22 protein-coding genes are annotated in these 18,837 nt (G+C 31.9%); 17 read left to right on the top strand and 5 right to left on the bottom strand.

Annotated elements, in window-relative coordinates; all coding sequences use genetic code 11:
* The first annotated feature begins 24 nt into the window (after positions 1-24).
* Positions 25-567: a hypothetical protein gene (locus BM246_RS11220; RefSeq protein WP_074937932.1), complete on the top strand. Its 543-nt coding sequence runs from the start codon at positions 25-27 to the stop codon at positions 565-567.
* Positions 568-675: 108 nt separating this feature from the next.
* Positions 676-1,644 (top strand): bile acid:sodium symporter family protein, encoded by a 969-nt coding sequence (locus tag BM246_RS11215; RefSeq protein WP_074937930.1) that lies wholly within the window; start codon positions 676-678, stop codon positions 1,642-1,644.
* 269 nt (positions 1,645-1,913) lie between these two features.
* On the opposite strand, the gene leuB is transcribed toward BM246_RS11215, so the two are convergent.
* Together leuB and BM246_RS11205 are read right to left on the bottom strand one after the other, a co-directional pair.
* Complete coding sequence (gene leuB, locus BM246_RS11210) at positions 1,914-3,032, bottom strand: 3-isopropylmalate dehydrogenase (protein WP_074937928.1); 1,119 nt, start codon at positions 3,030-3,032, stop codon at positions 1,914-1,916.
* A 54-nt stretch (positions 3,033-3,086) separates the two neighbouring features.
* On the bottom strand, positions 3,087-4,262 hold the full coding sequence (locus BM246_RS11205; protein ID WP_074937926.1) for a 2-isopropylmalate synthase: 1,176 nt from the start codon (positions 4,260-4,262) through the stop codon (positions 3,087-3,089).
* A 148-nt stretch (positions 4,263-4,410) separates the two neighbouring features.
* On the opposite strand from BM246_RS11205, the gene BM246_RS11200 reads away from it, so the two are divergent.
* The 10 genes from BM246_RS11200 to BM246_RS11155 all read left to right on the top strand — a co-directional run bounded on the left by BM246_RS11200 (position 4,411) and on the right by BM246_RS11155 (position 11,808).
* The gene (locus tag BM246_RS11200; protein WP_042495882.1) at positions 4,411-5,958 is read left to right on the top strand and encodes a hypothetical protein; all 1,548 of its coding nucleotides are present in this window, start codon (positions 4,411-4,413) and stop codon (positions 5,956-5,958) included.
* Between the two features lie 183 nt (positions 5,959-6,141).
* Positions 6,142-6,612: a hypothetical protein gene (locus BM246_RS11195; protein WP_074937924.1), complete on the top strand. Its 471-nt coding sequence runs from the start codon at positions 6,142-6,144 to the stop codon at positions 6,610-6,612.
* An 86-nt stretch (positions 6,613-6,698) separates the two neighbouring features.
* Positions 6,699-7,070, top strand: a complete 372-nt coding sequence (locus BM246_RS11190) for a hypothetical protein (RefSeq protein WP_074937922.1) — start codon at positions 6,699-6,701, stop codon at positions 7,068-7,070.
* Between the two features lie 234 nt (positions 7,071-7,304).
* Complete coding sequence (locus tag BM246_RS11185; protein ID WP_074937920.1) at positions 7,305-7,925, top strand: hypothetical protein; 621 nt, start codon at positions 7,305-7,307, stop codon at positions 7,923-7,925.
* Between the two features lie 121 nt (positions 7,926-8,046).
* A complete protein-coding gene (locus BM246_RS11180) occupies positions 8,047-8,559 on the top strand; it encodes a hypothetical protein (RefSeq protein ID WP_074937918.1) in 513 nt (170 codons plus the stop codon).
* A gap of 182 nt (positions 8,560-8,741) precedes the next feature.
* Complete coding sequence (locus BM246_RS11175) at positions 8,742-8,975, top strand: hypothetical protein (protein WP_042495871.1); 234 nt, start codon at positions 8,742-8,744, stop codon at positions 8,973-8,975.
* 186 nt (positions 8,976-9,161) lie between these two features.
* The gene (locus tag BM246_RS11170; RefSeq protein WP_042495869.1) at positions 9,162-10,094 is read left to right on the top strand and encodes a peptidylprolyl isomerase; all 933 of its coding nucleotides are present in this window, start codon (positions 9,162-9,164) and stop codon (positions 10,092-10,094) included.
* A 237-nt stretch (positions 10,095-10,331) separates the two neighbouring features.
* Entirely contained in the window at positions 10,332-10,754 is a 423-nt protein-coding gene (locus BM246_RS11165; protein ID WP_074937916.1) for a hypothetical protein, read from the top strand.
* Between the two features lie 21 nt (positions 10,755-10,775).
* Positions 10,776-11,321, top strand: coding sequence for a YfiT family bacillithiol transferase (locus BM246_RS11160; protein WP_074937915.1), 546 nt, complete (start codon positions 10,776-10,778; stop codon positions 11,319-11,321).
* A gap of 1 nt (position 11,322) precedes the next feature.
* Positions 11,323-11,808: a GNAT family N-acetyltransferase gene (locus BM246_RS11155; RefSeq protein ID WP_042495861.1), complete on the top strand. Its 486-nt coding sequence runs from the start codon at positions 11,323-11,325 to the stop codon at positions 11,806-11,808.
* On the opposite strand, the gene BM246_RS11150 is transcribed toward BM246_RS11155, so the two are convergent.
* The gene (locus BM246_RS11150) at positions 11,805-12,365 is read right to left on the bottom strand and encodes a thioredoxin family protein (protein WP_074937998.1); all 561 of its coding nucleotides are present in this window, start codon (positions 12,363-12,365) and stop codon (positions 11,805-11,807) included. The two genes, BM246_RS11155 and BM246_RS11150, sit on opposite strands and share 4 nt — an antisense overlap.
* A 47-nt stretch (positions 12,366-12,412) precedes the next feature.
* Here BM246_RS11150 and BM246_RS11145 point away from each other — a divergent pair, with 47 nt between their 5' ends.
* From BM246_RS11145 to BM246_RS11135, 3 genes are read left to right on the top strand one after another with little or no spacing between them, the layout of a single operon-like run.
* Positions 12,413-12,748, top strand: a complete 336-nt coding sequence (locus BM246_RS11145) for a tRNA-binding protein (protein ID WP_042505870.1) — start codon at positions 12,413-12,415, stop codon at positions 12,746-12,748.
* A gap of 3 nt (positions 12,749-12,751) precedes the next feature.
* Complete coding sequence (locus tag BM246_RS11140) at positions 12,752-13,642, top strand: bile acid:sodium symporter family protein (protein ID WP_074937913.1); 891 nt, start codon at positions 12,752-12,754, stop codon at positions 13,640-13,642.
* 48 nt (positions 13,643-13,690) lie between these two features.
* Positions 13,691-14,692 carry a lysophospholipid acyltransferase family protein gene (locus tag BM246_RS11135; protein ID WP_231961846.1) on the top strand — a complete coding sequence of 334 codons (1,002 nt, stop codon included), beginning with the start codon at positions 13,691-13,693 and terminating at the stop codon, positions 14,690-14,692.
* A 57-nt stretch (positions 14,693-14,749) separates the two neighbouring features.
* Here the strand turns inward: BM246_RS11135 and BM246_RS11130 are convergent, their stop codons facing one another.
* Positions 14,750-15,145: a PUR family DNA/RNA-binding protein gene (locus tag BM246_RS11130; protein ID WP_074937910.1), complete on the bottom strand. Its 396-nt coding sequence runs from the start codon at positions 15,143-15,145 to the stop codon at positions 14,750-14,752.
* Between the two features lie 138 nt (positions 15,146-15,283).
* The gene (locus BM246_RS11125; RefSeq protein WP_074937908.1) at positions 15,284-17,041 is read right to left on the bottom strand and encodes an ABC transporter ATP-binding protein; all 1,758 of its coding nucleotides are present in this window, start codon (positions 17,039-17,041) and stop codon (positions 15,284-15,286) included.
* 197 nt (positions 17,042-17,238) lie between these two features.
* On the opposite strand from BM246_RS11125, the gene nusB reads away from it, so the two are divergent.
* Entirely contained in the window at positions 17,239-18,186 is a 948-nt protein-coding gene (gene nusB / locus BM246_RS11120; protein ID WP_081958580.1) for a transcription antitermination factor NusB, read from the top strand.
* 82 nt (positions 18,187-18,268) lie between these two features.
* Positions 18,269-18,835 carry a DUF1573 domain-containing protein gene (locus BM246_RS11115; RefSeq protein ID WP_074937907.1) on the top strand — a complete coding sequence of 189 codons (567 nt, stop codon included), beginning with the start codon at positions 18,269-18,271 and terminating at the stop codon, positions 18,833-18,835.
* Positions 18,836-18,837 lie beyond the last annotated feature (2 nt).

Raw genomic sequence — 18,837 nt, 5'->3', positions numbered from 1 at the left:
TAGTTTATACAATTTATGAAAATAATGTTTAGAACAGTTGTTTTATTATTTATATTTTTCACACAAATAACGTTTTCACAAGAAAATGGTAATTGGATTAAAGCATCAGTATTTACTAAAACAGATACTATTCAGGGATTTGTTAAAACTAAAAGTATTTCTTTTGATAGTGTTAAATTCAAGAAAAGTATGGATGGCTCTACGGAGCATTTAACACCTGATTTAATTGAAGGCTACAAGGTTAAAGAAGAACTTTATCTAAAAAGATTTATAAAAAAAATAGGCGGTTTTGGTAACTATAAATTTGCTAAATTAATAGATGAAGGTAGGTTTACCTTATTCGAAACTACAGAAGAAAGTTCAAATTCTTTGAAAAGCCCTATTTTGTTGTTAGATTTTGACAATAAGTTTGTTATGTTTAAGGTTTTTGGCTTTAGAAAACTGAAAAACAAGAAAAAAATTGCTCAGAAACTGAACGATTATGAGGTATTACAAAGTATAGTTTTAGAAAGAAGATTTGATTATAACAGTTTTGTAGAAGAAATTATAAATCTTAATTCGAAATAGAGCTTTGCTAATAAAAGTTAGATTTATTTTGAAGAACTTGTTTTCTTAAAATGTTATTCTTAAACACTTAACTATATTAATATTGTATCGTATTTTATAATTTTAAAGATGCAGAAAATTAAAATTGATAAATTTGTTTTATCTATTATTGTTGTTATAATATTCGCTTATTTTTTCCCGCAATGGGGCGTAAGTGAAAGCAAAATTCCTATCGACACGATTAGTGCGATAGGAATTTCTCTTATATTCTTTTTTTACGGGCTTAAGTTGAGTCCGGCAAAGCTAAAAGCAGGACTTAAAAACTGGAAGCTACATGTGTTAGTGCAAAGTGCTACGTTTTTAATTTTCCCGATGTTAGTACTTGCTTTGCGTCCGTTAGTACAAAATGAGGCTCAAGAAACCATTTGGTTGGCGTTCTTTTTTTTAGCAGCGTTGCCGTCTACCGTGTCATCATCTGTGGTTATGGTGTCTATGGCAAAAGGCAATATACCTGCTGCTATTTTTAATGCTAGTATTTCTGGTATTATTGGTGTTGCTTTAACGCCACTCTGGATGGGGCTTTTTGTTAATGATGCTCAAACCGATTTTGACTTTACGGCTATTTACATTAAGCTTATTGTTCAAATTATTTTACCTGTTGTTTTAGGGCTTGGGTTACAGCGCTATTTTGGAGCCTTTGTTCAAAAGCATAGTGCGAAACTTACGCTTTTTGATAAATCTATTATTCTGCTTATTATTTACAAGAGTTTTGCTGAATCTTTTACAGGAAACATATTTAGTTCGGTTTCGGTATTCGATTTGTTATTGCTTTTTGTAGTTGTGTTAGTGCTGTTTTTTATTATTTTTGTTTTGATCGGTTTCTTATCTAGAAAAATGAATTTTAACAAGGAAGACCAGATTACGGCGCAGTTTTGCGGCACCAAGAAATCTTTAGTACATGGTACGGTGTTTTCTAAAATTATATTTGGGAATATGGCTTCTATTGGTATTGTTTTATTGCCTTTAATGCTGTTTCATGCGTCGCAAATATTAATTATTACCATAATAGCAACACGATTGTCTAAACGGGAAGATTAGGGTTTTATACCGTATATTCTGTTTTGCAAGTGTAGATTTCTACAAAGAAACAATTACTTAATACTTGTTCTAGAACCTTAGCGGATACTTGCGTTAGGGATTGCAGCATTGTTGGAGCTCTTTTTGTGTTGTTGCACCTATTGCAACACAAAAAAGCGACTGCGGAAAGCCCGACCCTTGGGTAACGCCCCGAAAAAAATGGTATAAAAAAAGCGCACTTTAAAAAAAAATGCGCTTGGTATGGGTTTTAGATACTCTAACTAAAATAATTAAATAATAGTAGATTGCCCCAAGTGTATGTTGGTAAAGTTTAGATTGGTTTCGTCGGGATTGTTTATAAAATCTTCGATGAAATCTCCAACCTTGGTGGTGCTAATGTTATCGTATTTGTTATTTAAATCGGGTGTTGTAATATGTAATTTTAATGATTTGTCGACACCTTCGCGAACACGGTTAGCTTCTTCGTCTAAACCAAAGTGATCTAACAGCATAGCGGCCGATAAAATTGATGCTATTGGGTTTGCAATGCCTTTGTTGGCTGCTTTGGTGTAAGCGCCGTGAATAGGCTCGAACATGGCGTATTTGTCGCCTAATGATGCCGATGCCAATAGGCCAATTGAACCTACAATAACACTGGCTTCTTCGGAAAGGATATCGCCAAACATATTTTCGGTTAAAATAACATCAAATTGTCTTGGGTTGATAATGAGTTCCATAGCAGCATTATCAATATACATGTATTTTAATTTTACATCTGGATATTGTGGTGCAATTTCTTGCACGATACGTCTCCAAAGGCGTGAGCTTTCTAAAACGTTTGCTTTATCTACAAGTGTAATTTTCTTTTTTCTGGCTTGCGCAGCTTTAAATGCGGCATGTGCTATGCGCTCGATTTCGTATCTGTTATAGGTACAAGTATCGGTTGCTGTGTTGCCATCTTCGCTTAGCGTACGATCGCCAAAATAAATACCACCTGTAAGTTCGCGATAAATTAAGATATCTACATCTTTAATTTGCTTCACTTTTAGGGACGACTTGCTTAGCAAATCTTCGTAAGCTATTACTGGGCGTATGTTTGTATGTAAGCCTAATTCTTTACGGATGCCTAATAAGCCTTGTTCTGGACGTATTTTTGCATTCGGATCTAAATCGAAAGAGGTACGGCCAATGGCTCCAAAAAGTACGGCATCGGCTTTTTTACAAATATCGATGGTTTCTTGTGGCAACGGATTCCCCGTTTTGTCTATGGCACCTGCGCCCACTAAACCATGGTTGAAAGTAAATATGTGATTAAAATCCATAGCAATGGCTTTTAATACCTTTACGGCTTGCGCGGTGACCTCTGGGCCAATTCCATCGCCTGGCAATACGGCTATATTTAATTTCATGTGTTAGGTATTTATATTTTTACCAAAGGTTAGGCGTAGGGCGTTACTTTTGAATTACGACGAAACAATTTCGTTATAAATTTTACTGCTTTCTATTATTTTATGGATATCGCTATCTACAACTTCTTTTTTCTTATCGGCGTAATCTAAGAAATTTGTATAAATCACGTCTAATTGAAGTTTTGTTAACTCGTAGCCAACATTTTTGGCTCTGTAAGCTAGTGCTGCACGACCGCTACGGGCTGTTAATACAATAGCAGATTCTGTTACACCAACATCTTTAGGATCGATAATTTCGTAAGTTTCACGATTTTTAATCACACCATCTTGGTGAATTCCTGAGCTGTGTGCAAAAGCATTAGCACCAACAATGGCTTTGTTAGGTTGTGTGTAAATCCCCATACTATCTGATACCAATTGGCTTAAGCCATAAAGCATTTCTGTTTTAATGTTGGTATCTAAGTTTAGGTATGGATGTTGTTTTAAAATCATAACAACTTCTTCTAAAGCGGTGTTCCCAGCACGCTCTCCAATACCGTTAATAGTACACTCTATTTGGCGTGCACCATTAATTACTCCTTCTATAGAGTTTGCGGTTGCTAAACCTAAATCGTTATGGCAGTGACAAGATAAAATTGCTTTGTCTATACCTTTTACGTTTTCTTTTAAGTATTTAATTTTTGCACCATATTCACTAGGTAAGCAATAGCCTGTAGTATCTGGTATGTTTAATACTGTTACTCCAGCTTTAATAACGGCTTCGCAAACACGTGCTAAATATTCGTTATCAGTTCTACCTGCGTCTTCAGCATAAAATTCAACATCTTCCACAAAAGATTTAGCATAAGTAACGGCTCTAACGGCACGTTCTATGATATCATCTTGTGTAGATTTAAATTTGAATTTAATATGAGAATCCGATGTGCCAATACCTGTATGTATTCTAGGTAATTTAGCATATTTTAAAGCTTCGGCAGCTACTTTTATATCATTTTCTACCGAGCGTGTTAAACCACAAACGGTCGCGTTTTTTACAATTTTAGAAATTTCTTCAACCGACTTAAAATCACCAGGACTCGAAACGGGAAAACCAGCTTCAATAATGTCAACACCTAAAAAATCTAGCTGTTCGGCTATTATTAATTTTTGCTCGGTATTTAGTTTACACCCAGGGACTTGTTCACCATCTCTTAGCGTTGTATCGAAAATTTGGACTTTATTATCAGACATTTATTAAAATATATTTTCTTATTGTTCTACGAAGTTATATTTTGCTTAGCGAAAAGGATAATACAACCTTGGGTTATTACGATGTTTAAAGTTGTAATTATGTAGTTAATATATTAAAAATCAATCAATTAACATTGATTTTATACCTATGACGAAAGAGCAAAAAGATAATTTGTTTGTGCTAGTGAAATCACTTTCTAAATCCGAAAAGCGACAATTTAAGCTTTATGTAGGACGATTGGGAGTAAATGAGGACTCTAAGTTTTTAATGCTGTTTAATATTCTCGATAAATTATCGGTTTATGATGAGGCTTTTATTTTAAAGAAGGGTATTGTTAAAAAGCAACAACTCTCTAATTTAAAGGCGCATCTTTATAAACAAATATTAATTAGTTTAAGGTTAAACCCGTCGCATAAAGATATTAGACTACAAATACGCGAACAACTCGATTTTGCAACCATACTTTATCATAAAGGACTTTACAAACAGAGTTTGAAAATTTTGGATAAAGCAAAAAGCTTAGCCATTTTAAACGAAGAAAAAAATGTGGCTTACGAGGTTGTGGAGCTCGAAAAAGTAATCGAGTCGCAATATATTACCCGAAGTTTAAGTAACCGTGCCGATGAGCTTACCATACAAGCCAAGGAGCTTAGTTTGCACAATGTTTTGGCTAGTAAGCTATCTAATTTATCTCTGCAATTGTACGGCTTGTATCTAAAAATAGGATACATAAAGAATGATGAAGACTATAAGCAGGTTACTAAATATTTCAACGATCGTTTGCCAAAATACGATATACACGAGTTAGGTTTTCGTGAAAAGCTATGGTTATACAAATCTTACCTGTGGTATAGTTTTTTAACCGTCGATTTTTTGTCGTGTTATAAATACTCTCTAAAATGGGTAGATTTATTTTATGAGAAAGAAGAGATGATTGCCTTGAATCCGGTGTTTTTCTTAAGTGGAAATAATTATTTATTAGAGTCGCTTTACTTTTTAAGAAAATACGATAAGTTTAAAGAGAGCTTAATTAAGTTTGAAGGTGTAACCAAAGAAAAATGGTTCCCTAAAGATGATAACTTAGACGGGTTAGCCTTTCTGTATATTTATAACAACAAGTTTAATTTACATTTTATTGAAGGAAGCTTTGACGAAGGCTTACCGCTTGTAGATACTGTTTTGGACGAATTGAAATTCTACAAAAACCGTATTGATGAGCATCATGTTATGGTGTTTTATTACAAAATGGCGAGTATGTATTTTGGAGCTGGCGAGAACAAAAAATGTATTCAGTTTTTAGATAAAATTATAAGCAATAAGTCTTTACAAATGCGTGAAGATTTGCTGTGTTTTTCTCGTATTTTAAATCTTGTGGCGCATTACGAAGCTGGTTTAGATTACAACCTCGATGTGCTTATAAAGAGTACGTATAAGTTTTTAATTAAAATGGAAGATTTATATGAAGTACAAAAAGAATTTATCAAGTTTTTAAGAGGTTTAGGAGATATCTATCCGCATGAGGTGAAGAACGAATTTAAGAAACTGCATAAAAAACTAAAGGAATACGAAAACGACCCCTACCAAAGTCGAGCGTTTTTATATCTAGATATTATTTCTTGGTTAGAATCTAAAATTCAGAACCGACCAATTGGTTTGGTTATTCGAAATAAATTTCATGAGTTGAAGGTGAAGTAGGTTTCCCTTCTTTTTAATTTAAGGATAGCATTAATTGCTTTAGTTCTTTTATGGAAGGGATTGAAAAATGGTATCTAATAAGGTCTAGAAATAATTGCTAATTGGGGCTTAAATATAAACGTAAATAGTCTTAGAGATAAGCTGTATATCATTTGATAAAAAGATAATTATCATAAAAAAAACATGAAATTAAAAGATATATACAAACCGTTATTAGTTCTATTTGTTGTTAACCTATTTTTAATTTCTTGTAAGGAAAAGCAAAAAACAATCGTTGAAAATGTTACAAACGAAAAAATACTAGAACAAAACTCAGAAATTAATACAGATTTCCCGGTTTATTCTGAAAAACACGAATCTAAATCTGATAGTACACAAAATATTTTAAAAGGAAGAATAACGTTGGGTCATGAGGTTAGTAGTTTTTCCCCTTGTGGAGATGATAAGGAATTTTGGATTATAGCGAAAGAGGAACTGACTGAGTTATATTTCAAGTTAACAAAAAATAAAGCGCCTTACTCTCCAATATTTGTGGGTATTGAAATTATTGATAAAGGAAAATCAGAAGATGGATTTGCTGCTGATTATGATAGCACCTATGAGGTGGTAAAAATTTTGGAAGCCAGAAACATCTCAGACATAGATTGTGAATAAAACGTTTTATAATAATTACTATTTTAGGCTAAATAAATACGAGACTATGCTTATACTAAACGTTGTAACACATTTGACCAAACTAAATGGAAAAAACAATATTTAAGAATAAAATCTTCGAATATTCTCTAATTGGATATCTGATTTTACTATCAACCTGGAATTTATATGTCCTTGGAACAGGGAATTTATTCGCAATAATTACTTGTGGAATTCAAGGATTACTATTAATTCTAATATTAACAGAAAATAAATATGCTAAAAACGGAATTAAAATTGGTGCGATAATCCTAATTTTTGGTCACGGACTTTCCTTAATCGGAAAATCAATAAAAATATTTCTTGGAGACGAAATTGTAACCTCTGAATTGTTGAAAAAAACTATGTTTCTGACAATCGCAATTTTAATTTATGTATTCAATGAAAAATATACTGAATTAGTAAAAACGGAAAAATAAAAACGTGTTACAACAGTGTATAAAAAACATAGGGCGTTTGTGATAAATAGAAAGTTCCGTGCATAATAATAATAATAATAATAATAATAATAATAATAAAGTCCGCTAAATATAAAAATTGGCATTTATGGAAGAAAAGATAAAAGCAAAATATTTGTATTTAGCTATGAAATAAATCGAAACGAAAGTGCTTATTAACTGCCCTATGCGTCTTACACTTAACGAACAAAAACAATGAACAGTAAAGAAATACCTGATATTGTTTTAATTTATCCAGATGATTGTCCCGATAAATTAATTGAGGATGAAATCAAAGAATTTTATTCAAGTCATTTAAATCTCAAAGTTCAAAAAGCAGAAAAAGATGCTTGGATGGCATTTGAATGGGTTGTACCAACTGCATTCGGAGTTTATATTCTCAAACCATATTTTGATTCATTTTTAAAAGAGGCTGGAAAAGACCACTATTTACTTTTAAAAAGCGGATTAAAAAAAATTGTAGAAAAGGGTAAAATCATTAAAGCAAGATTTATTGCCGCTAAACAATCAACAAAAAAACTATCCGAAGACTATAATCAATCAGTTGTCGTTTCTATCGAATTACAAACAAAAAATAATAGACATATTAAGTTATTGTTTGATAATGAATTAGATAAAACCGATTGGGAAGATGCTATTGACCAATTATTCGATTTAGTAATTGAAAATTATGAATCTTATCCAAATGATAAACTGTCTGAAAATATAAATACTCGAATCGAAAAAGAAAATGGTATCGTTTATGGCGTGATTAATCCTAAAACTAAAAAAGTTGAGTTTTTCGATGATAGGAAACTATGTAAAAAGTATAAATAAAAGTTGTATTTGAAATGTAGAAAACACTTATGGCACCGTGCAAAAATAATTGATATTTTAGGCTTAATCAGAGGTCGTTGTAAGTAATCCTTAAAAAATATTTAAAAGAAAATATATGTCAATGACCCAAGTAGCTTTTTTAAAAAAAGCGGATTTACCAACTAAAGAGGAAATAGAGAATAATATTAACGAACTTGGTTGTGACTTTGAAATCCTCGATGATTTTGAAACTTTTTATGGAATAGATGGAATTGAATGTAGGATAAACGGACAAAAAACATTTTTTGAAATTTATTTTAATATTCCAGCAGAAATAATAAAAGAATCTGATTTTATAACAAAAGATTTAACCGACCAAGATACTGCTGTTTCATTTATTTGGGGAGCTGATTTTGCAGCTGGAGCTTCGATCGGACTTATTTCAGTTGCTTTAATTGACAAGTGTAAAGCTTTGATTTATTATTTAGATGATGAAATCCAATATTCTAGAGAAATGTTATTAGCAGATACACCTAGATTTTTAAAAGAAATAGAAAAACAAAATAAATATTCGGAACAAAATAAAAATAGAGAACAGAAAGTTTTTCCAAAGAAAAAAGGAATTTTAGACAGAATTAAAGATGTATTCAAATAAAAGAAATATAACCTTATACCATATAAAAATAATACTTAGTTTAGTGCTTAATCAAGAGTAAATGCATGCTGTTATATCAGGTTTTCCATAGAAAAATCGGTGCATATAAACCCATTAACCACAATTAAGAGAAATAAAAACAGAGACTACAAAAGTTTTATTTATTACTACATAATAACAACATGATTATAGAACAAGAAGAAAAATTTAAAGACGTACTTTCTAAAATAGAAGGAAAAATTAATGAGCAAAGTTTTTTTAATAAGTTCTTGGAATTGTATCCAGAAGCGTGGAAAAAACATAAAATTATGTATTCAAAATTTAATAAAAGTAAACAATTTGGACAAAAAATTCCGTTACCAAAACCTGAGGTTTCTTTAAGAAAAGAAATTAGAGTATGGTTACAAAAACAATAAAACCGGAATTTAAACTATCAAATCCAAGCAAACCATCTCACTCTTAAAAATTATAAAAAGGAACATAGTTTTAACGATATAAAGTGTTGGCGATGTTCTCTTTCCGCGAAAGCGAAAAAATAAACCACAAGTTTCTTATCTACAAACTTACTTCCGTATATTTGCACTTTCTTAAAAATAACAATCATGCAAGACGGATTATACGCAAAATTTAATACAACAAAAGGAGAAATTCTAGTTGCTTTAGAGTACAAAAAAACGCCAGGAACAGTTGGGCACTTTGTAGCTTTAGCAGAAGGAAATCTTGAAAACAAAGTAAAACCACAAGGAACACCTTATTACGATGGATTAAAATTCCATAGAGTAATTGAAGATTTTATGATCCAAGGTGGATGTCCACAAGGTACAGGAACAGGAAGTCCTGGATATAAATTTGATGATGAATTTCATCCAGATTTAAAACACGACGGACCAGGTGTATTGTCTATGGCAAATGCAGGACCTGGAACTAATGGAAGTCAGTTTTTTATAACGCACGTAGAAACAGCTTGGTTAGATGGTAAGCATACTGTTTTTGGTAAAGTTGTAGAAGGACAAAACATAGTTGATGCTATTGCACAAGGTGATTTAATTGATACCTTAGAGATTGTAAGAGTTGGTGCGGAAGCTGAAGCTTTTAACGGTGTTGAAGCATTTAGAACGTTTGAAGGTTCTCGTGAGGCAAAATTAGCTGCGGCTAAAGCTGCTGGTGAAGCAGAATTAGATAAATTGGCTGCTGGGTTTGAAAAAACAGAAAGTGGTTTACGCTACCAAATTATTCAAGAAGGTAATGGAGTAAAAGCAGAAAAAGGTAAAACGGTTTCTGTACACTATAAAGGTCAATTGGCTGATGGTACTGTTTTCGATTCATCATACAAACGTAATTCGCCAATTGATTTCGCAATTGGAGTAGGACAAGTTATTCCAGGGTGGGATGAAGGTATTGGCTTGTTAAAAGTTGGAGATAAGGCACGTTTAGTAATTCCGAGTCACTTAGGGTACGGAAGTGCTGGAGCAGGTGGTGTAATTCCTCCAAATGCTACATTGGTTTTCGATGTAGAACTTATGGATGTAAAATAAGCTAAACAGACTTAGTTTTTAAGTTGAATAATGATTGAAAAGTAAACATGGTAAATGTTATGTTTTCTTGATATTATTAGGCTTAGCAACAATGATTTATATAGATTTAATAAAAATAAGCACTCTTTTTTAGGGTGCTTTTTTATTGTTGTATTTTGGCGATACCAAAGGACTGATAATTTTTTTAATTCAACGATTTTATTCTTTTAATTTTCTGGTTAAATTTATTTTTGTAGTATGATTAGTATTACAGAATCGGATTTTTATCCTATGGTATTGAAAGAATTTAATTACGACTTTGGTAGCGTTTTTATTTTCGAAAAATGTGTTGTTTCTGAAGTTAATGAAGGTGTTGACTTTACTTGGGATGTACATGCAAAAAGAATTATTGACGATGTCTTTGGATACCTAGGTACACCAGATGGGGCAACTATTAATTTTATATCTAATAGAATTAATTCGTATTCGGTTATGGCTTCCGATTGGATAAGGTTTTTTAAAAACAGTTATTTCTTAAAATCTTATATTGTAGTTTCAGATAAAACACGCCTATCTAATGCCATTATCGAAAAGCTCTTTTTTAAAGGTACTATAAAGCATTTTAAAGAGTTAGATATGGCCATAAATTTTGTAGAAAATGATATGGTAGAAATTAGCTAGCATTGTTTTATATTTGTTTTTATGACAGATAAAGAACTCCAACAGCTTAAATACCCAATAGGTCAATTTTCTTGCCCTAGCAATATTACTAAAGAACATCTAGCGGGCTGGATTTCGATATTAGAGCACTTTCCTAATAGGTTAGAAGGTTTAGTTAAAGACTTAACAGACCAACAGCTAGATACCCCATATAGACCAGAAGGCTGGACGATTAGGCAAGTTGTTCACCATTTATCCGATAGTCATCACCATAGTTATACACGTTTTAAATGGGCTTTAACAGAAGATAAGCCTGTAATAAAAGCTTATTTTGAAGAGCGTTGGGCAGAATTAATAGATTCTAAATCTGCGCCTATAGACATGTCTCTAGCGCATTTACGAGCCATCCATTTTAAACTAGTATATTTGTTAAAAACCTTATCGGAAGAAGCTTTGCAAGCTAGTTTTATTCATCCGGAAACCAATAGTGAAGTGCCGTTAAATTTTAATGTTGGTAATTACGCTTGGCATAGTAACCACCATTACGCGCACATTGAAAATTTAATGAAACTTAAAGGTTGGATTTAAAATGATAAGAAAAGCAACTCTTGCCGATACCAGCGCACTTTTAGAAATTTATAATTATTATGTAATACATACTACGGTTACTTTTGATGAATCGGCTTTATCCTTAAGTGCTTTTACCGAAAAGTTAGAGCTTATTTTAAAAGATTACCCTTGTATAGTTTTTGAAGACAATAATGAGATTTTAGGTTTTGCTTACGGTAGTAAGTTTAGACCAAAACCTGCCTACAATTATACTGTAGAATCTACAGTATATGTTAAAAATGGAGCGCATGGTAAACAAATAGGTTCTAAGTTATATACTGAATTACTAGAGCAATTAAAGCAACGTAATTTTAAATCGGTTTTGGGTGTGTTAACCATTCCGAATCCTGCAAGCGTTAAGCTACACGAAAAGTTTGGTTTTACTCAAGTGGCACATTTAAAAGAAGTCGGCTTCAAATTTGACACTTGGCTAGATGTTGGCATTTTTCAATTAAAAATTAATTAAGCCATTTTCCATTTTATACCGCAGCCAATACTTGGTTTTTGTGGCGCATTATTACTCGTGTTATTGACTAAGCAATCTATGGCGTGGCGTAAATCTTTACCGGTAACAGGAACGCTGTTGCCTGGTCTAGAATCATCTAATTGCCCTCTATAAGTTAATTCTAAATTTCTGTTGAATACATAAAAATCGGGTGTACAAGCGGCATCATAAGCTTTTGCTACAGCTTGGCTTTCATCGTACAAATAAGGAAAAGGATACGCTTCTGTTTCCGCATGAAGCTTCATTTTTTCAGGACTATCTTGCGGATAGTTAACCACATCGTTACTAGAAATAGCGATACATTTAATGCCTTTTTCTAAATACGCGTTAGCTATGGCTACTAATTCTTCATTTACATGAATTACAAAAGGGCAGTGGTTACAAATAAACATAATTACAGTACCGGTTTCACCTTTTAAAGCATTGAGATCTAGAGTTTCTCCAGATACAGTATCTAGCAATGAAAAATGAGGTGCTTTTGTTCCTAAAAGAAGCATGTTGGAAGGAGTTTGAGCCATAGTTAAAAGTTTTATGCTAAGTTCGGGATTATTTGTATTTTTAAAAAATGAACCAAGCAATAACTTTCGAAGATTTTACAAAAGTGGATTTAAGAGTCGGTACTATTTTGGAGGTGCATAATTTTCCAAAAGCAAGGAAACCCGCTTATCAATTAACTATTGATTTTGGCGATTTAGGCATGAAAAAAACATCGGCACAAATTACCACACTTTATAAAAAAGAAGATTTAATACAGAAGCAAATTGTGGCTGTTGTTAATTTTCCGAAGAAACAAATCGCTAATTTTATGAGTGAATGTTTGGTTGTTGGTGCTGTAGATGGTAAAGATGTTGTATTGTTAAATCCGGAACATAAAGTAAAAAACGGAACAACGGTTTCATAACATATGCAAGAACTCGATGATGTGAAAATCAACTTTGATAGTAATGGGCTATGGGTTTTAAACATCGCATTGGCCGTTGTTATGTTTGGTGTTGCATTAGGTATTAGTCTAAACGATTTTAAAATTTTATTTAAGCAACCTAAGGCCGTTTTAGTTGGTGTTTTAAGTCAGTTTGTATTATTACCATTCATTACTTTTTGTGTTGTTTATATCGTGAAACCCCAACCAAGCATTGCTTTAGGTATGATGATGGTGGCAGCTTGTCCTGGTGGAAATATTTCTAACTTCATGACGCATTTAGCCAAAGGAAACACGGCGTTATCCATAAGTTTAACGGCATTTGCAACCTTTGCAGCTATTTTTATGACACCTTTTAACTTTCAGTTTTATGGAAATTTGTATCCTCCAACGGCGCAAATTTTAAAAAATGTGGCACTAAACCCGTTCGATTTAATACAATTAGTGTTGATGATACTTGGTGTTCCTTTAATCTTGGGCATGTTATTACGCTATTATAAAGAGAGATGGGCTATTAAGTTATCTAAACTACTAAAACCATTATCTATTGTTATTTTTGCGGCTATTGTTATTATTGCTTTTTCTAAAAATATAGATGTGTTTAATGCCTATATTCATCATGTTTTAATATTAGGAATAGGGCATAATATACTCGCTATTTTACTTGGGTTTTTATTAGCGAAGGCTTTTAAACTGTCGTTTTTGGATCAAAAAACGTTAGCGATAGAAACTGGTATTCAAAACTCAGGATTGGGCTTGCTACTGATATTTTCGTTTTTTAATGGGTTAGGAGGAATGGCTATTTTAGCAGCGTTTTGGGGAATATGGCATATTATTTCAGGACTACTATTGGCTACGTATTGGTCTAAAAAATAAAACATAATAAAAGTACTATTGAATAAAATTTGGTTACATAGTGTACGGTTGTATATTAAAATAGGATTGTTTTTCTATTATAAGAAAATCGATGTTTTTAATGCTGAAAACATACCTGAAAATAAACCTTTATTACTATTATCGAATCATCAAAACGCGTTGTTAGATGCATTGATAATTGGTACACAGTCGGGAAGGTTTCCTTATTTTCTAACGAGAGCAGCTGTTTTTAAAAAACCATTAGTAGGCAAAATATTGAGAAGCTTGCAAATGCTACCCGTTTATAGAATTCGTGATGGTTGGAACACTATCAATAATAACAAAGCTATATTCGAGGCTTGTTCGGGCATATTGAATAAGAATGAAATGGTGGCTATTTTTCCAGAAGGAAACCATAATTTAAAACGAACCGTACGTCCGTTAAGTAAAGGGTTTACACGTATTGTTTTTGATACTTTGGATACTTATCCTGATATAGATTTACAACTTATTCCGGTTGGATTAAATTACCAGCATGCTGAGCAGTTTGGAGATTCGGCTTCGTTATATTTCGGTGATACTATTAGAGCAAAAGACTATGCTTCGGAAAAAAGAAACGAAGCAGTAATAAATTTAAAAACTAAAATTCATTCTGAAATATCAAAACTTACAATACACATACCTACAGAAACATATACGAAAACGATTATGAAGCTTAACGATTTGAATGTAAGCTTTACTAATCCAAAAGCAATTCATGATTTTTTAGAGAACCGAGGCACTTCATCTGAAATTAATACATATACAAAACCGGCTTTATTGAAAAGCGGATTAAAGTTTTTACTAATTTGTAATTTGATTTTACCGTATTTAGTTTGGAAGTTTATTGCTCAACCTAAAGTTAGTGATGTTGAGTTTATTGGGACCTTTCGTTTTGCAATAGCCATTACTTTGGTGCCTATTTGGTTGTTAGCGGTTTCTGGAATTATTTTTGCAGCCTTCGGATGGCAAATAGCACTTGGTTATATTTTAGGTAGTTTATTTTTGGCGCTACTTGCGGTTAAGACATAAAAAAAATCCGTTACTTTTTTTAGCAACGGATTTTTTATTTATATGTTTTGAAACGTTTTAGATATCATCAAAGCTAATATCAGTAAAGCTTTCTGGTGTTTTTAATTCTGCTTCAGTAACGCGAGATCCATCGTCGACTGTGTTATCGTATTCTTTCTTGAAATCTTTTTGGTGACGCTCACTTATAACTTCGTCTCCTTTTTCATTTATAATATAATCGGTCATTTCGGCTAGAATATCTTTAAACTCTGTAAAATCTTCTTTATAAATATAAATTTTATGTTTTTTATAATGAAACGAGCCATCATCATTAGTAAACTTTTTACTTTCAGTAATTGTTAAATAATAATCTTCTGCCTTCGTTGCTCTTACATCAAAAAAGTAAGTACGCCTTCCTGCTCTCAATACCTTTGAAAAAATCTCCTCTTTCTCCATCATACCATTATTGTTCATAATTATATAGAAATTTGTTTTTAATTCTAGTGTCTCAAAAATCTAAAAAAAACCTAAACAAACCAACCTTTTAAGGAGTTTCTTTTCAAAAAGTAATATTTAATTGCCATAGATAAACAAAATAGAACTGTAAGTGTTTTATTTTGAAGTGGTTTCGCTTAATTGCTTTAAATATAAATGTTTGTAATAGCCATCTATATCTATTAACGTATCGTGTGTACCTTGTTGTACAATTTCACCATCTTCTAGAACAATTATTTTGTTTGCATTTTTAGCCGATGATACACGATGGCTTACTATAATCGTGGTTTTTCCTTCGGTAATTTTATTAAGATTTTTAAGGATTTTCTCTTCCGTTTCGGTATCTACAGCCGATAAACAATCGTCGAAAAGTAAAATTTTAGGTAGTTTTATAATCGCTCTGGCTATAGAAACACGTTGTTTCTGTCCGCCGGAAAGTGTAATGCCACGTTCACCTAAAACGGTGTCGTATCCTTGATTAAATTTAATAATATTTTTATGAACCTGTGCATTTTTTGCTGCCTCAATCACTTCTTCATCGGTAGCGTCTTCTTTACCGAATTTAATGTTGTTTTTTAAACTATCGGAAAACAAGAAGGCTTCTTGAGGTACATAACCAATACTGTCTCTTAAATTCGACAAATTTACTTGATCAATTTCTTGTTTATTGATTATTATAGAACCTTCATCAATATCATATAGACGGCCAATTAAATCTAAAATAGTAGATTTTCCTGATCCTGTTTTTCCTATAATAGCAAGGGTTTCTCCTTCTTTTACATGGAAATTGATATTTTTTAGAGCGGTAATATTAGTGTCATCGTAAGTAAACGTCACGTTTTTAAACTCAATATCGCCAGTGATTTCGGTATCTGTTTCAACAGTGTTTTTTATTTCGGGCTCTATTCTTAAAAACTCATTTATTCTTTTTTGTGAAGCTTCCGCTTGCTGAATAATAGATGTTACCCAACCAACGGTTGCTACCGGCCAAGTTAGCAGGTTTACATAAATTATAAATTCGGCTATGGTACCAATACTTTCAATTTCACCATTAATATATTGCATACCACCAATGTAAATTACAATTAGGTTACTTACACCAATTAGTAATAGCATCATTGGAAAAAACCAAGCTTGCACACGGGCTAAATCTATTTGTTTTTCTTTGCTTTCTGCCGCAAGGGTAGAGAAGTTGGCCGAAGTTTGTGGTTCTATGCCGTAAGCTTTTATTACCGAAATGCCGCTAAAAGACTCTTGTGTAAAGGTGGATAGTTTGGATAAATACTCTTGTACAATAGTACTTCGCCTATGTATTTCTTTACTTAGCTTGTAGATTACAATCGATAATATAGGTAAAGGTATTATGGTATATAGCGCTAAAGAAGGCGATTCTTCAAACATATATATTAGCGCAATTACAAAAAGGGTTACTGTATTTATACTGTACATTATAGCCGGGCCAGCGTACATTCTAACACGTCCAACATCTTCACTAATACGGTTCATTAAATCGCCCGTTCTATTTTTCTTATAGAAATTTAAAGATAACTTTTGGTACTGTTCGTAAATTTCATTTTTTAAATCGAATTCAATATATCGAGATACATTTATAATGTACTGACGCATAAAAAATGTAAGGATACCACCAATAATTGCGGCACCTATAATGAATAAAATAGCTTCAAGGAGCTCGGCTTTAAAGGCTTCAATAGGCATTTCTTCATTGAAATATTTTTCTATTACAATAAATATTTTTTTTACATATCGAGGCGTAAATAACAAAAACATACGGGCAATTATGGTAATAAAAATCCCGATTAATAGATTGGTTTTGTATTTTAGAAAGTACTTATTTAAGTGCTGTAATTCTTTCATTAATTTTAAAGGAAATAAGATACAAATATAGGGTATTCATTATAATTGAGATATTGATATGCGATAAGCAATTGTTAAATATAGCTTAAAGTATTTCGAAATAATAAAGTGTTTAAAAGCGGTTTTTATTTAAATATAGTGTTATTTTTGCCGCACGAAAGCAATAAAAATTTTCAAACCATAATAAGTTCTTTGTAATGATGCTAAATAGAAGACATATTCGTGTAAAAGTAATGCAAACCATGTATGCCTTTAAAGGTAGTGAAAGTGATGATTTTAGTAAAGATCAAAAATTCTTGCTATTTAGCATAGATAATATGTATAACTTATACTTATTACTTATTTCACTTATAATTGAAGTTCAAAAAAGAGCTGAGAGTAACTTAGTGAAAAAACAAAACAAGCACCTTGCCACAAAAGAAGATATAGATCCAAACCGTAAGTTTGTAAACAATGAAGTTTTTAAAATTTTATTGAATAATTTGGACTTAAAAGACAAATTAGAACTTTATAATATTAAGGATTGGGAATTGGATAGCGAGTATGTAGAGGTTATTTTTAAAGCCATTACATCTAGCGAACTATATAAAAACTACATGGAAACCGATACTTCTAGCTTTAAGGAAGATAAAGAGTTTTTAGTGGATGTTTTTAAAGAAATTATCGCTCCAAATGAAAAACTTTACGAATATTTAGAAGATAAAAATTTAACTTGGTTAGATGATTTGCCTACTGTAAATACTACTATTTTAAAATTACTTAGAAAGGTAAAGTTAACTTCTTCGGAAAATCATTTTACACCACGTTTATATAAGGACTCTGAGGATAAGCAATTTGCTATCGATTTGTTTAGAAAAACATTATTGAATAGAACGGCAATAAACAAAGAGATTGAGCTTAAAACTCAAAATTGGGATTCAGATCGTATTGCTAATGTAGATTACGTATTGTTGCAAATGGCTATTTGTGAAGTTAAAAGTTTTCCTTCTATACCAGCAAAAGTTACTATTAATGAGTATTTAGAAATAGCTAAAGAATATTCTACACCAAAAAGTAGCGTATTTATTAATGGTATTTTAGATAAGCTTGTAAAAGAGTATACCGAAGCGGGAAATTTAAATAAAATTGGTAGAGGTTTAATGTAATTAATGTTAAGAGTATTACAAAAATTTCAATTCGACTAAATAATTGTTATTTTTGTAGCTTCAATTAAAAAATATATTAAAAATGAAAAAGGTTATATTAGGATTAAGTGCATTATGTGTATTAGCTTTAACTTCTTGTAAAGAAGAAAATGCAGCTAAAAAAATTGAAGAAGCAAATGTTACTGCAGCAGCGGTAAGAGATGCTAGCGCATCTAACTTTCCTGTAATTGAGTTTGAAGAAACTACTCATGATTTTGGAGAAATAGAAGCTAAAAAATCTGTTGAAACAGTTTTTAAATATAAAAATACAGGTAAAGCACCATTAGTAATTACTAATATTGGAACGTCTTGTGGATGTACAGTACCTGAAGATTGGTCTAGAGAGCCTTTAGCTGTTGGAGAAACAGGTGAGTTTACAGTAAAATATAACGGTAGTGGTAAAGGGAAAATCTCTAAGAGTTTAACGCTTACAGCAAATACTGAAAAAGGTAAAGAGATTGTGAAAATTACGGCATTTGTTAAAACAGATGACAACGCAGCTCCGAAAGCTACAAGTACGCAAACAGTTCCTGGTATTTCTGCTGCGGCAGCATCAAGAGCTGTTAAATCTAGCACACAACCAGGCCACGAAGGTCATAATCACGATTAATT

The organism is Algibacter lectus, from assembly GCF_900112395.1.
In the GTDB taxonomy this organism is placed as follows: domain Bacteria; phylum Bacteroidota; class Bacteroidia; order Flavobacteriales; family Flavobacteriaceae; genus Algibacter; species Algibacter lectus.
The sequence above is the reverse complement of the archived record's forward strand: the minus strand, read 5'-3'. Positions and strand labels throughout refer to the sequence as shown.